Genomic DNA, 14159 nt, shown 5'->3' with positions numbered 1-14159 from the left:
TTAAATACCGAAATAAAACTCTGTTTCAGGTGTTTTCAAAGGTTCGTGTAATGTTAATACATTAACTACCCTGCCTGTTTGCAGAATTTTCAGATCAATTACTTGTAAAAAGTATGATGACCGATCGTTTTCACTTTTTTCTTCGAACGGGCAACCGTCAGATCATCGGCAAGCGTCAATGATAAGAAATAATACGTATCATCAGCGACTTCCTTCTGTCCATTCAGTGCAGCATTCACTGCCTTTACGCTGTCCTTATTGGGAACTACACGCTTCAGACGTCCGTTGGCTACCGGGCTGAATTGAGACTTCTGATAGATTACCTTATAAATAGTATCGGGAAAATTGGCTGACCGCAGCCGGTTTAAGACAACATTGGCAACTGCCACTTTGCCTTCGTACGGTTCACCTTCCGCCTCTGCCATGACAATTTTTTGCAGCAGAAGCAGCTCTTTATCGGACACACTGTATGACCAGGTTGCAAGTTTCGAGTCCTCCTGGTTCAAAAGCTCGGTCCGCGTAAAGTAAAGTTTTTGGGGGGGAGTTGTTACAGCAGCAGCCGCTTTGGCCTTCTCTATTTTGGCCAATTTCAGGGCAGCTTCTTTTTTGGCTTTGGCCGCCGCAGCAGCTCTGGCCTTATGCTTGGCCTTGGCTTCCTTCAATTCCTGTTCTTCCTGAGCAGCCGTAAGCCAGTCCTTGGCTGGCAATGAAGCCGTCCAGTTTGCCGTATGAATCGATGAATCAGCAGACAGACTTGTCCCGTCTGTCATCATACGCCTGTCCCCAGTTGAAGAAGATGATGCGCTATTTTGCACAGAAGCCGCCAGATCAGTCATCTGTTTACTATCACTTGCCTCGTTCCATTTCCCAGTTGCCTGGACTACATTAACCCCCACTATACATACAAGCAGCACAGATAACATCGGTGCTACCCAACGATTCTTGCTTATAATATCCATTCGTAAGATTCCTCCTGTCGCAACAATTCCCTTAACTAAGTAACCCAAAAAAAAGAATTTGAATAACGATGGCTAATATTACATAGGGATAAACGTAATGTCAATGTGATTTTATGTCATAAAAACGAGTTTCAGGAAAATGAAAACGTATCCACAACCTCATACATCGGCGATTGTCCCAGCCTGGTCACATAAAGTACAAAGTCCTCCACAATCCATGATTTAGCACCCAAGGAATGTTCCGGAAGCACCCCATAAATACCTTTATCTTCATTTCCTGGGGCTAAACCCAGAAATTTGCGTGCAATTGTAATGTGCGGAGAGTAAGGTCTCAGCTCTGCTTCATATCCAAGTGTCGATGTGGCCTCCAGAATCCGTTTGTGAAGAAGATTCAAAGACTCCAGCTCGCCGTCCACACCCCTCCACAACACCTTCGGAGCATCTTTCAGACCAAAAGTTCCCCAACCGGAAGTTTGCAGTTCAAACGGCTTAATTCCATTACTCGCCATGCGCAGCGCTTTCCGCAGATGCCCGATATCACTCACCAGTGTATCTCCCAGAAATTGCAGCGTGATATGGTAATCCCGATGGTCTGTCCATTTGCGAAAATCAAGTCCGTTCTTCACCATTCCTGCATCAAGTTGAAGGGATTCCTGAATAGCTGCCGGAAGACGTAACGCCGTAAATAATCTTTCCCGCCGTGATGGTAGATCCGTATATGAATAGTTATTCATCATCGTATACACCTCTCTAAAGTTCGTTCTATTATTTCACAATTATATGTATCGTTTCAAGTTGGGTAATTATAGATTGACATAAGTTTCGGCACTTGCACATGAGGCTGCACTCCTGCCTTTCTGCAACATTTTCTCAAATCTGCTACACTTATCACACAACTCAATCGAATTCAGGAGGTTACACACTATGGGTAAAATTGTATGTTTTCCATCTTTATCTGCGGAACAGCAGCAGCGCATTTTAGACGCCGCACCCGGCTACACGCTGACCGTCAGCAAAGCCAAGGAGATTGACCCTGCAGCGTTAACAGAAGCTGAAATCATTGTTGGCTGGTCTCCACTCGTCACAGAACATGCCTTGAAGAAGGACAGCCTCCTGAAGTGGGTACAGGTCTGGTCCGCAGGTGTGGATAACCTCCCCTTCTCGGATTTGGAACAAAAAAATATTCAGGTGACCAGTGCCAATGGCGTACATGCCATCCCGATCACTGAAATTATTGTAGGCATGATGTTATCGCACAGCCGCTGGCTGAGACAAGCCATGCTTCATCAACAGCAAGCCGAGTGGAAAAATCCCGGCAAACCACTGCCAGAACTGCACGGCAAAACGGCTGTCATTGTTGGTGTAGGAGAGATCGGCACCGAAGCTGCCCGTATTCTCAAGGCGTTTGGCATGAATGTCATCGGGGTTCGCCGGTCCGGCAAAGACGTTCCTAATGTCGATCACATGTACGATATGTCCGGACTGCATGAAGCTTTGGGCAAGGGTGATTATGTCATTAACATCTTGCCTCTCACAGACGAAACCCATCATTTGTATGATCAAACCGCATTCGAACATTTCAAGACAGGCTCCTGCTTCGTCAATGTAGGACGAGGTCCAAGTGTAGACACTGAAGCGCTAATTCGTGCACTGGATAGGGGTCAAGTCGCCTATGCTGCATTGGATGTTTTTGAAGAAGAACCCCTTCCTGCTGAGCATCCATTATGGCATAAGGACAATGTTTTAATTACCCCCCATATCGCGGGAAGTACGGAGCAATATACGGATCGGGCACTTGATATTTTTGTGGAAAATCTGGAAGCTTACCTGGCGGGCAAAACACTGCCGGTCAACCTGGTCGACTATAGTCATAAATACTAATTCGCCCTATATTTTCCATGCGTAATTGTACAAATGCCTTATCATTATTTCTAAAAATGGATATAAAAAAACCTCCACTCCCGGAAATCATTTCTTCCGAGTTGGAGGTTTTCTTCTACTATATAACTATGTGCATAACCAAACGTGACGTATAAACGTTCCTTTACGCACAGCGCAATACTGATTCACTTCCCACCCCGCGGCAAGCAAATGCTCTTCCACCCATTCCGTGGAGACAACTACAGCCCGTTTCGCCAGCCTGCGCAGACTTGTCAGCATGACGCGCTGGTCTTCATCTGGAAGGACGGAACACAGATTGTAGGGCATATCCAAAATCGCTGCGTCGTAAGAACCGTCTAATTCATTCATGTCACCCAGCGTAAGACAAGCAGGATCATAACCAAAGTGCGACAAATTGATGCGTGCTCCCTGATTGGCCAGCGGATTCAGGTCGTTCCCTCTTGCCTCAATCCCCATGGAGAGTGCTTCAATGACTACCGTACCCATGCCGCAGCATGGATCAAGCAGCCGCTGGTTCAGGATGTTCGGTACAGCAATGTTAACGAGAGATCTGGCCAGCGCAACTCCGAAACCCGTGGAGTAGTTTTGCGGCTTCTGCTGATGACTGTGCCACGATCGATCCGCTTCTGTCCACTGACCCAAGATCCATTTTCTACCTGTTTGTATTAGTCCAAAGGTCACTTTTGGGCGCTTCATCTGCGCCTTGCCCTTGATGCACATTCCCACTTCTCTTTCCAGCTGACGGGAATGTTCATAATCAGGCATATGGTCTCCTTCTTTCAGACATACCACTTTGAACGTTTCTTCCGGAAGCAATTTAACCTTCGCTGCAGCCGGAAGCAAATCATTCACGCTATCCGCTTCCGATATCACATCAAGCCTTCCATGAATAAACGGGCTTCTGCCTGGTGGAATGCATATACTGGACCGGACATATGAGCGTAAATCCGAATTCATTTCCAGCCTGGATCCAAGCAGCGTATTGAGCTCAAGTGAGCATAATTCACGCTCGTTCTCATGACAGGCAAACGTATAGACGTAATCTTGGTTGATTGAACTCCTTGTGATGTCGGTCGAATTGATTTCAGTCAAAATTGCAGCCGTCCTTCATGTTTCTTCTATTATAAGAAGAAGGTTTATATTTTTAATTTTTCGATGGAAGTTAGCAGGTCATCCGACAATTCCTTCAATGATTGAATGCTGCCGCTAATCGTTTCCATGGAGCTTACCTGTTCTTCAGCCGAAGCCGAAACTTCCTCTACGCTTGCCGCAGATTGCTCCGATACTGCCGAGATCTGTTGGCTGAAATCATTCATGCGTCCACTTGCATCCTGCATGCCTTCCAACCCAGCTGTCATCATGCCAATCACGTGAACCATTTCCTCTACGGATTCATTAATATTTCGGAACAAATTCCCCGAAGTTCGCACATGTTCTTGCCCCAGTTCAGTCTCCCGGACACCTGTACGCAGTTCAGCAACAACTCCCTGGGAATCCTGTTGGATATCTTCCGTAATCACTGTAATTTCCTCCACTGAAGTCTGGACCGCTTCCGATAAATTCCGCACCTCGGCTGCAACCACGGCGAACCCACGACCACTCTCTCCAGCGCGGGCTGCCTCAATGGAAGCATTCAATGCCAGAAGGTTGGTCTGGCGGGCGATGTCACGAATCACCTGGACCAGCTTGGAAATATCCTCGTTTTTACGGTTTAGCTGCTCCATCCGATCCATCGAAGCCGAGACAGCCCCGGAGATTTGCTGCATTTGCTGCACCGATTGCTCCATCGCCTTCCGTCCATTCAATCCCTGCTCCAACACACGTTCTGACATCGCACTAAGCTTGCTCCCTTGATTAGCATGCTGCTGAATGTGAACGTTCAATCCCTCAACCGTACGTGCTGATTCGACTGCCGTTACGGCTTGACTCTCTGCAGCCTTGGCTGACTCTTCCATCGTTATGGCAATCTGCTGACTTCCAATTTTGACTTCTTCCGAAGAAATGGCCAGCTCGTTACTCTGGCGATTCACCGCTTCGGCAACACGTCTGACATTCAACACCATGGAAGTCAGATTCCCTTTCATCGTGTTTACCGCTTTGGCCAAGAGCCCTACTTCATCTTCGTGCTTGGTATGTATATCCTGCACATTCAGTTGGCCTTCTGCAATCAGCTTCACTGCACTAATGACCCGGAGCAGCGGTTTCACGACCTGCGAACGGATAATCGGAATCGCGATCGCCGTGATCGCAATCATGATCAGCACCCCTACAATAATGATCATTCGGCCATTCTGCACAGACCTGATGGTTTGTGCTGCCGAGAGATCCGACTGATTCTGATTATACTCGACCAGATAATCCAGATCGACCTGCATAGCGTCAAAGGAATCAGCCCCTTTTTCTGACACTTCCTTCGCTAGTTGGGATTGTCCTTGATCACTCAAATTGATTGCTTGGGTATTCAGCTTAAGGTAAGCTGCCCACTTCGTCTTGAATGCATCCCAGTGCTCCTGTTCGTCAGCCGCCTTTTCCTGCTGGTCGTATATTTTAATCGTCTGTGCCGTTTCGCGAATGTAATTGGTACGCTCTTCAGCGAGTTCAGCCTTGTCTCCATCCGGAGCATCAAAGTGCCGGTAACTCAATGACAAAATATGTTCGGTGGTATAGTTCAACCTATTGATTTGCTGAATCGAAGGCATCCAGTTCCCCGTAATCTCATTGGTACTCGCTTCCATGGAGTTCAACCGAGTAACAATAGTGACACTAAGGAGAAGTAAACAGAGGATTAATAAATAGAACGCGATGCTGATACGCAGACCGATACTCCTGACCTTGAATCTGCTGAACATGTGATTTCCCCCTTATACCGGATTCGGCCAACCTCCGAATTTTCGGTTCTTTGGTCTTGGTTTTACCCTTCTTTTGGCATCTTGCAAAATACTCTTTTATCATATCTCTATGGGTAAACTGACGTAAAGTATTATAACATTATTTTGTTTAGGACATGCTTCGTTTCGTAAAATCTTGTGCCTCGTATACACGTTGAGGTCATAGGAATATATCAGAAAGCATCAGCGAGATAAAATGGAAAAGAGCTGCAGCATGCGGAGAATACCGATCTGCAACCCTTCAGACGTATTAGATTATGGGGTTAACACTATGAAAACTAGCAAAACACCTCTTACTTCACCATGTTTTTACCAAACTCGGCAAGTAACCGATAAGACGCAAGTCTTCGCTCGTAATCAGGTCCGGCTGTAACTACCAGAAATTGCTTCGTCCCCAGTCGTTCGCTTACCTGCCCGAATTGTTCCCAGATCTGCGGCGCTGTTCCTGCAAAATGTTTACGCGCTTCGTCCTCACCCTCGCCCTTCTCAACGTTGATCTGACCACCCGTACCTGTAGTAGAGTTAGATTCCTTCTCGGCAGCGTGCAGGGCTGGTGCATCTTGTCCACTCTGCCTGCGCCGATCTGCCATTTCGCGGCTCCAGTCCCGAGCTTCCTCCTCTGTCTCTGCACACATTGCACTGACCGCAACCATCACTTGCGGTTCGTTCAACGTTTTACTGGGGGTAAACCCATCCCGATAACGCTTCACCGCTTCGGTACCATCGGCGTCACTCATAAACTGACCAAATACATACCCCATGCCAAACCGTGCAGCAAACTCGGCACTCTTGACGTTGGTACCCAGCATCCACAGGGATACGGGAAGTCCAGGGATCGGACGTGCCGTTACGCGATGCTCCTCATAGCTGTACCGATCCTCGAGCAATTCAGTGAGTGCCGCGAGTGATTCAGGCATTTTGGACACATGCTGCAAATAATTTCCGCTTAGCGCCATGGTGGCATGCGGTCCACCTCCAGGCGCGCGTCCCAGTCCCAGCTCAATTCTGCCTGGGTACAGTGCAGCCAGCAGCCGAAACGACTCTGCAACCTTCAACGGACTGTAATGCGGCAGCAGCACCGCACCCGAACCCAGCTGAATGGTTGCTGTCCTTGCACCAATATGCGAGAGCAGAACTTCAGGCGATGCGGATGCAAGCTCCTCCATATCATGATGCTCGGACGTCCAGTACCGGGTATATCCCCAGGCTTCGGCAAGTTGAGCCAAGGATACAGACTGCTGTAATGCCTCTTCCGCTGCAGCTCCATTCAACCTTGGCACAAGGTCGAGCACGCCCAGACTGAACGACTCACTTGAGCCTGTGCCGATGTTTGTATCCAAGCTTCTCACTCCTTATTCTAGTCCAGATCGTAGATGGAACCTACCTTCAGACCATACAATTCATTGTATATTTTCTCGGCAAACGCATCCGTCATGCCTGCAATATAATCAATCACCATGTGCTCCCATGTCCAGATCGGATGAGCCTTCGCCTGATCCTTCTCATAGCGCTGCAGCCAGTCGGATGGAATGATGGACTTGGACGTTTCCGGGTCAAGGAATGCATCCCATAGACGCTTGATCATCCATTCACTGCGTTTTTGCAGTCGCTGCACACGCAGATCACGAATCATGGTCACCCATGCAAAGCTCTTGAGAACACTCACCGTGCGCAGCATATCAAGATCCTCTGCACCTTCCCGGACAAACGTCACCTTTTTCCAATCCCCATCGTCAATTACGCCCAGACTGCCCACAAAGAGGCTTACCCAGTATGCCTTGACCTCGCGGCGGGTACGGGAGTAATCATGCTCGCAGAACGGCATCTTCTCATTCCAAACGCGCAGGAACGAAGCGAGCACTTCTTCTACCTTTTGCCCAATCGCCTCTCTCGTCCATCCATTCCAGAACAGATCTTCGAGTGTAGTAATCTTATCCACAATCAGTCGATGAATGTGCGGGTCCTGCAGGAAATGCTCATGTACTTCAATCTTGCCTGCTTTAATGCCATCCTCCAGATCATGCGCGGAGTACGCAATATCGTCACAGAGGTCCATGAGCTGTGCTTCAAGCGTCTTTTTGCCTGCCGGCATGTTCCAACGATTACGAATCTCGTGGATATATTGCCACTCATGATGGTACATGCCCTTCTTGCTCTCCGTACCTGGGTAGGGATATTTATTGATTCCAAGCAGCACCGCATCGGACAGATTCAGACCGTCGATGTCCTCCCGCTTCTCCAGGAACATGATGAGACGGAAGTTATGTGCGTTGCCTTCAAAATGCTCATATTTCCGCTTCAGCTCTGCACGAACCTCAGGCTCCTGTTGGGGTGATTTCGCTCCGCGGCTCTTCTTCATGATCTTCTTGACCTCGGTGTTGATCAGGTCATCCAATATACCATCCAGTACTTCTTCCCCTTTATGTCCAAACGGCGGATGTCCGAAATCATGTGCGATTGCAGCACATTCCACCACTTCCGAATCAATAATAAGCCCCGGGCTGTCCGCCTGACTCCAGTCCACTTGGGGATAACGACGAAGTAGGCTTCTTGCCGCCTCTCGTGCGATCTGTGCAACCTCAAGGGAGTGGGTTAACCGGGTGCGATAATAGTCGCCTGTTCCGGCACCAAACACCTGGGATTTGCCCTGCAACCGGCGGAAGGTCGGTGAATGAATCAGTCTGGAATAGTCCCGCTCATACGCTGCACGAGCTCCATCCAGTTTGGTAAGTTCAGGATATTGTCTATGTTCTCTCAAATCGTTCCATTGCATGTGATCACTCCTAGCCGACTGTCTCTATTTTGAGTGATTATACACAACATCCGTCGTTTCGAAAAGCAAAACCTGTCTGTGATTGTCATCTCTTCTCACATCAACTTGTGATGTACAGTCTTCTACTTTTATTATACCCCGACAGACTATCATCCGTGCACCTAAATGAATAATGATATACATCAACATACATCAAAATATGAAACCATTCAGGGAATGTAGAGATACATTCCAATACTTCAAAATTATAGGTTAAAAGGTGCTAATGAGCATTGGTGGCCGTGGCTGTTCCGGTTACGGATCGTTCTTCCGATCGCTGTTGTCTCCAGGTTTTCTGAATTTCCCTTGGCAAGGGGAAAACCCGGAGACAAACGCGACCGCTCCGCTTCTTCAGAATCGATTCCGTCCCCTCCACTACTTCGCAGCTGACCGTTATGGATTTCGACAAAACAGGATATTCGTAGAATCTAAAGTATTACTAAATTGGCAAAAGACAAACTCATTCTCAATTCAAGCGCGGCCTTTCATGATCTACTGTCTCCTATTTGTTTCTTTGGAGGGAGAGAAAATAAAAAACCGACAGGGACGGAATGCCCTGTCGGGTGCAGATGGTCAGCGCTGCGCTTGCTGGCCTATTACTTATAGAGAGTGCTGATAGCGTGAAATTGCATGCTACTTAAAAACTCAGCCCGGTGATGCGATTACACCATCACTTTGCAGATGTCGTTTGTGAACTCTACCGGATCTTGGATCGGCAAGCCCTCAATCAGCAATGCCTGATGGTACAGCAGACTAGTGTACAGACTCAGTTTTTCCTTATCCTGCGCGTAAGCATCTTTCAGAGATTTGAAGACATCATGGTTGACATTGATCTCCAGCACCTTATCTGCCTGTACATTCTCACTGTTCGGCATGGCTTTCAGAATTTTCTCCATCTCGATGGTCAGTTCACCTTCGGTGGACAAACATACCGGATGGCTTCTGAGGCGTTTGGAAGCTTTGACGGCTTTTACTTTGCCTGCCAGCTGTGCTTGCATTGCTTCAAACAACTCTTTGTTGTCGTTGTCTTCTGCTTCGTTTTTCTCTTTATCCTCGCTGTCTTCGATACCCAGGTCACCGCTGGAGATGGATTTGAACTCTTTCTCCTTGTAGTTCATGATCATTTTGATCGCGAATTCATCGATGTCCTCCGTGAAGTACAGCACTTCATATCCTTTATCCAGTACACCCTCGATCTGAGGCAGCTTCTCGATCCGTTCAATGGACTCACCCGATGCGTAATAGATATACTTCTGATCTTCAGGCATTCTGGAAACGTACTCGTCCAGGCTGACCAGCTTCTTCTCTTTGGAAGAAGAGAACAGCAGCAGATCCTGCAGTGTATCCTTGTTTACGCCATAGTCGCTGTATACGCCATATTTCAACTGACGTCCAAACGCTTGATAGAACTTCTCATAGCTCTCGCGATCGTCCTTCAGCAGGCTTTGCAGTTGGCTCTTGATTTTGTTTTTGATATTTTTCGCGATCAAGCTCAGCTGACGGTCATGCTGCAGCATTTCACGGGAGATGTTCAGGGACAGGTCTTCCGAATCCACCATACCTTTGACAAATCCGAAGTAATCCGGCAACAGATCGCCGCATTTGTCCATGATCAGGACACCGTTTGAGTACAATTCCAGGCCTTTTTCGTACTCTTTGGTATAGTAATCAAACGGCGTGCTCTCTGGAATAAACAGAATGGCATTGTATACCACAGCGCCATCTGCGCTGATGTGCAGGTGTTTGAGCGGTTTGTCAAAACCGTACCGTTTCTCCATATAGAAGTTGTTGTAATCTTCTTCGGTCAGCTCGCTTTTGTTTTTGCGCCAGATCGGCACCATGCTGTTCACGGTTTGCTCTTCCTTGTACTCCTCGAACTCGTTCTCCGTACCTTCCTTCGGACGCTGACTTGTCACATCCATCTTGATCGGGTAACGAATAAAGTCGGAATATTTCTTGATGATGGATCTCAGGCGATACTCTTCCAAAAACTCATCGTACGAATCCTCTTCGGTGTTCTGTTTGATCGTCAGGACGATTTCCGTACCTACGGAATCTTTCTCAGCTGGAGTGATCGTGTATCCGTCCGCACCTTCGGACTCCCATTTCCAGGCTTCGTTGCTGCCCAGCGTCTTACTCGTTACAGTCAGCTTGTCCGCCACCATAAACGCGGAGTAAAAACCAACCCCGAACTGTCCGATGATGTTATGGCCGTCTTTGGCCTCGTTTTCCTTTTTGAATGCCAGCGAGCCGCTCTTCGCGATAACCCCGAGATTGTTCTCCAGCTCTTCCTGGCTCATCCCGATTCCGGTATCAGTCAGCGTGAGCGTACGGTTCTCTTTGTCGATGGTCAGCTTAATGTAGTAGTCCTCTTTGTTGAAGACGAGTGTATCGTCGGTAAGGGCTTTGTAATATATTTTGTCAATGGCGTCACTGGAGTTGGAGATCAATTCTCTCAAAAAGATTTCTCTTTGGGTATAGATGGAGTTGATCATCATATCCAGCAAACGTTTGGATTCTGCCTGGAACTGTTTCTTGGCCATGAATGGGTGTTCTCCTTTCAATTTGGGATATAGAATGATTGGATTGAATATAGAAAGAAGCTTAACATTCACAAAACCGCTAAGTGGATAGAACTCTTTAATCTCTATGATCCTTTTCTGAACTCTTGTATAAGCTCAATTAAAAACATGACATTGTGCGGTGTGGCCGTTCCGGTTACGAATCGTTCTTCCAATCGCTGTTATCCCCAAATTCCCTTTATTCCCTTTTGAAAAGGGAGAAATTTGGTGATAAAGGCGACCGCTTCGCTTCTTCAGAATCGATTTCGTCCCCTCCACTACCTTCGCGGTTAATCACAGCCAATTTTAAGTTGAGACAAATACAAGTTCTGTTGATCATTTATGCTCTTTATCAAAGTATTTTCTGTCCACAATGTAGCCTCGCGCTCTTTCAGTTGACTTCTACATTCAAAACACAATCATTCCATATGTAGTCGCTGTAGTATAAAGGATCATGTGTTAGCACTCAGGTGACCGGAGTGCTAAACCCTTTCTTTTATATAACATATGGCAAAATTGGGTGTCAATACGCCGGGCGTTATTTTAACAAAATGGTAGATTAACACTTCATTTATACACGCATATTTGATTTTAACGTAATCAATTAGACAATACAAAAAGCCAGCTCGAATCATCGTTCGAACAGGCTTTTCTCTGATTGGTATAGCTGAAATAGTCAGCCTGGCTAATATCAGGTAAAAAAGTAGGTCAATGAAAGAATCGAGCGCATTCCTTCATTTATTTCACCATCTTCGGATCAAGGGTATCACGCAAGCCATCGCCGAGCAGGTTAAAGCCGAGTACCGTCAGCATGATGGAAAGGCCGGGAAAGATAAGCGTCCACGGCGCTTTTTGCAGAAACTGACGGGAATCCGAGAGCATTTTGCCCCATTCCGGGTCAGGCGGTTGTGCACCCATGCCGAGGAACCCCAGTGCGGCTGCCTCAATAATGGCTGTCCCGATGCCCAGTGTTCCCTGAACAATCAGCGGGGTAAGGCTATTCGGCAGGATATGACGAAACAGAATTCGCATATTATTCGCACCCAGTGTGCGGGCAGATGTAATGAATTCCTCCTGTCTCAAGCTAAGTACACGCGAACGCACCAATCGTCCGTAAGTCGGAATGTTGACGATGGCTATGGCGAGTAATGCATTTTGCAGCGAGGGACCAAGGATTGCCACAATGGCAATCGCGAGCAGGATGCCCGGAAAGGCCAGCAAAATATCGAATAGACGCGAGATGAGCATGTCTGCCCATTTTCCATAAAATCCGGCAACGAGTCCAAGCAATGCTCCCGCAATAATGGAACCGATCACCGAGAAGAACCCCACCCACAAGGAGATACGGGCTCCGTGAAGCACTCGGGAAAATACGTCACGCCCCAGATCGTCGGTACCAAACCAATGCTCTGCCGAAGGGGCCTGAAGCCGATCCGTCAGCACTTGTTCCTTGTAATCATAAGGAGAAATGTATGGTGCAAGGAAGGCCAACAGGATGAAAAACACAATAATGATCAGTCCGGCGAGCGCCAGCCGATTGCGGCGAAACGTTCTCCAGGCTTCCCGCCATGGACCGGATGCACGTGCCGATGCTGCTTCTATGGATTGTCCGGTATTGGTCGATAATTTGGCCATGCGGCGTCTCCCTTCTTTGGCTATGAATGGAAGATAAGAAGAATGAGTCCAATAACACTTCGGACTACGATTGCTGAACCATCTTCCGATCGCTGTTATCCCCAGATTTGTTGATCCACCTTTTTCAATGGTAAAAATCTGCTGATAAATGCCAACGCTCCGCTTCTACAGATTGGTTCTGCACTCTTCGTATCGTGTAATTTCTGATATCTATCTGATTTGAATATTCATTCATCAAAACAAATGATGGAGTTCCTACTTATAGCTAATCCGGGGATCAAACACAGCGTAAAGCAAGTCGACAATCAGGTTAATCAATACGAAAAAGAAGGCAACGATCAGAATGCCACTCTGTATGACCGGATAATCCCGCGAACTAATCGCTTCATATATATAGCGCCCCACACCAGGCCAAGCGAAGATTGTTTCGGTCAGTACCGCGCCGCCGAGCAAAGAGCCAGTTTGGATGCCAATAACAGTCAGGACCGGAATAAAGGCATTTTTGAGGGCATGTCCATATACAACAAAAAACGGACCGAGTCCCTTCGCCTTTGCGGTGCGGATATAATCCGAACTCATGACCTCAAGCATGCTGGAGCGAGTCATCCGGGCAATAACGGCCATCGGAATTGTTCCAAGCGCAACACTTGGCAGGATTAGATGTTTGGTTACAGTCCACAGCTGGTCCCAACGACCGGCAATCATCGTATCCAGCACATAGAGACCGGTGATGGCATCAACGGGATCACGTGCGTTCATTCTTCCAATGGACGGCAGCCAGTGCAACTTGTTGGCAAACAGCCATTGTTCCATCAGACCAAGCCAGAAGATCGGCATCGATACTCCAACCAAGGCAATAACCATACAGCAGTAATCGAACCAGGAGTTATGTTTCCATGCGCTGACGATCCCTGCATTAACACCAATAATGACGGCAAATAGCATACTCGCCATCGTCAGTTCAAGAGTGGCTGTCAGGTAAGGTACGATTTCCTGGGCAATAGGCACCTTGGTGCGGATGGATGTGCCCAAGTCACCTTGGAGCAAATCGCCAAGATAAGCGAAGTACTGCTGGAACCATGGTTTATCAAGTCCGAGCTGGTCCCGAAGGGCTTGCTTGGACTGTTCGGTTGCCTTTTGCCCAAGTATCGTCTCCGCCGGATCGCCCGGGATGGCATGAATGATGGAAAAGACGATCAGGGTCATGCCGAGCAGCACCGGCAGCAGCACGAGTATGCGTTTGACAATATAACTGTTCAATCCCTATTCACCTGCCTTTGACGTATCATGCAACATGCAATTATAAAAGCGCTGATAGACAAGAATGCTTTAGATTGTTATGACCAGATGTGGATTCTGCCAAGCATTGCGTGTTTACCAGCGCCTTGAAAGATGTAATGTA

Annotated in this window: 10 protein-coding genes; 1 reads left to right on the top strand and 9 read right to left on the bottom strand. The window is 47.6% G+C overall.

The window, feature by feature from the left end:
• Positions 1-98 precede the first annotated feature (98 nt).
• Both MHB82_RS05950 and thpR read right to left on the bottom strand, forming a co-directional pair.
• On the bottom strand, positions 99-959 hold the full coding sequence (locus tag MHB82_RS05950; protein ID WP_341174138.1) for a cell wall hydrolase: 861 nt from the start codon (positions 957-959) through the stop codon (positions 99-101).
• A 131-nt stretch (positions 960-1090) separates the two neighbouring features.
• On the bottom strand, positions 1091-1693 hold the full coding sequence (gene thpR, locus MHB82_RS05945) for an RNA 2',3'-cyclic phosphodiesterase (RefSeq protein WP_176476134.1): 603 nt from the start codon (positions 1691-1693) through the stop codon (positions 1091-1093).
• Positions 1694-1883: 190 nt separating this feature from the next.
• Here thpR and MHB82_RS05940 point away from each other — a divergent pair, with 190 nt between their 5' ends.
• Positions 1884-2840 carry a D-2-hydroxyacid dehydrogenase gene (locus MHB82_RS05940; RefSeq protein ID WP_095360719.1) on the top strand — a complete coding sequence of 319 codons (957 nt, stop codon included), beginning with the start codon at positions 1884-1886 and terminating at the stop codon, positions 2838-2840.
• Positions 2841-2966: 126 nt separating this feature from the next.
• Here MHB82_RS05940 and MHB82_RS05935 read toward each other — a convergent pair whose 3' ends face one another.
• The 7 genes from MHB82_RS05935 to MHB82_RS05905 all read right to left on the bottom strand — a co-directional run bounded on the left by MHB82_RS05935 (position 2967) and on the right by MHB82_RS05905 (position 14017).
• Positions 2967-3944, bottom strand: coding sequence for a TRM11 family SAM-dependent methyltransferase (locus MHB82_RS05935; RefSeq protein ID WP_445671250.1), 978 nt, complete (start codon positions 3942-3944; stop codon positions 2967-2969).
• A gap of 53 nt (positions 3945-3997) precedes the next feature.
• Positions 3998-5710, bottom strand: coding sequence for a methyl-accepting chemotaxis protein (locus tag MHB82_RS05930; protein ID WP_341174136.1), 1713 nt, complete (start codon positions 5708-5710; stop codon positions 3998-4000).
• A gap of 332 nt (positions 5711-6042) precedes the next feature.
• Positions 6043-7089, bottom strand: coding sequence for an MsnO8 family LLM class oxidoreductase (locus MHB82_RS05925; protein ID WP_341174135.1), 1047 nt, complete (start codon positions 7087-7089; stop codon positions 6043-6045).
• 17 nt (positions 7090-7106) lie between these two features.
• The gene (locus tag MHB82_RS05920) at positions 7107-8522 is read right to left on the bottom strand and encodes a deoxyguanosinetriphosphate triphosphohydrolase family protein (protein WP_127538113.1); all 1416 of its coding nucleotides are present in this window, start codon (positions 8520-8522) and stop codon (positions 7107-7109) included.
• A gap of 701 nt (positions 8523-9223) precedes the next feature.
• The gene (gene htpG, locus MHB82_RS05915; RefSeq protein WP_193723092.1) at positions 9224-11104 is read right to left on the bottom strand and encodes a molecular chaperone HtpG; all 1881 of its coding nucleotides are present in this window, start codon (positions 11102-11104) and stop codon (positions 9224-9226) included.
• A 756-nt stretch (positions 11105-11860) separates the two neighbouring features.
• Positions 11861-12757, bottom strand: coding sequence for a nickel transporter permease (gene nikC / locus MHB82_RS05910; protein ID WP_095288969.1), 897 nt, complete (start codon positions 12755-12757; stop codon positions 11861-11863).
• 255 nt (positions 12758-13012) lie between these two features.
• Positions 13013-14017 carry an ABC transporter permease gene (locus MHB82_RS05905; RefSeq protein WP_095360724.1) on the bottom strand — a complete coding sequence of 335 codons (1005 nt, stop codon included), beginning with the start codon at positions 14015-14017 and terminating at the stop codon, positions 13013-13015.
• Positions 14018-14159: the final 142 nt, after the last annotated feature.

The sequence above is a fragment of the Paenibacillus sp. FSL K6-2862 genome, from assembly GCF_038005125.1.
Classification (GTDB): Bacteria; Bacillota; Bacilli; order Paenibacillales; family Paenibacillaceae; genus Paenibacillus; species Paenibacillus illinoisensis_A.
The sequence above is the reverse complement of the archived record's forward strand: the minus strand, read 5'-3'. Positions and strand labels throughout refer to the sequence as shown.

Bases quoted from the DNA above. Each gene is read 5' to 3' on its own strand.
- MHB82_RS05920 (WP_127538113.1), bottom strand. From the start codon at position 8,522: ATGCAATGGAACGATTTGAGAGAACATAGACAATATCCTGAACTTACC.
- htpG (WP_193723092.1), bottom strand. From the start codon at position 11,104: ATGGCCAAGAAACAGTTCCAGGCAGAATCCAAACGTTTGCTGGATATG.
- nikC (WP_095288969.1), bottom strand. From the start codon at position 12,757: ATGGCCAAATTATCGACCAATACCGGACAATCCATAGAAGCAGCATCG.
- MHB82_RS05940 (WP_095360719.1), top strand. From the start codon at position 1,884: ATGGGTAAAATTGTATGTTTTCCATCTTTATCTGCGGAACAGCAGCAG.
- thpR (WP_176476134.1), bottom strand. From the start codon at position 1,693: ATGAATAACTATTCATATACGGATCTACCATCACGGCGGGAAAGATTA.
- MHB82_RS05930 (WP_341174136.1), bottom strand. From the start codon at position 5,710: ATGTTCAGCAGATTCAAGGTCAGGAGTATCGGTCTGCGTATCAGCATC.
- MHB82_RS05950 (WP_341174138.1), bottom strand. From the start codon at position 959: ATGGATATTATAAGCAAGAATCGTTGGGTAGCACCGATGTTATCTGTG.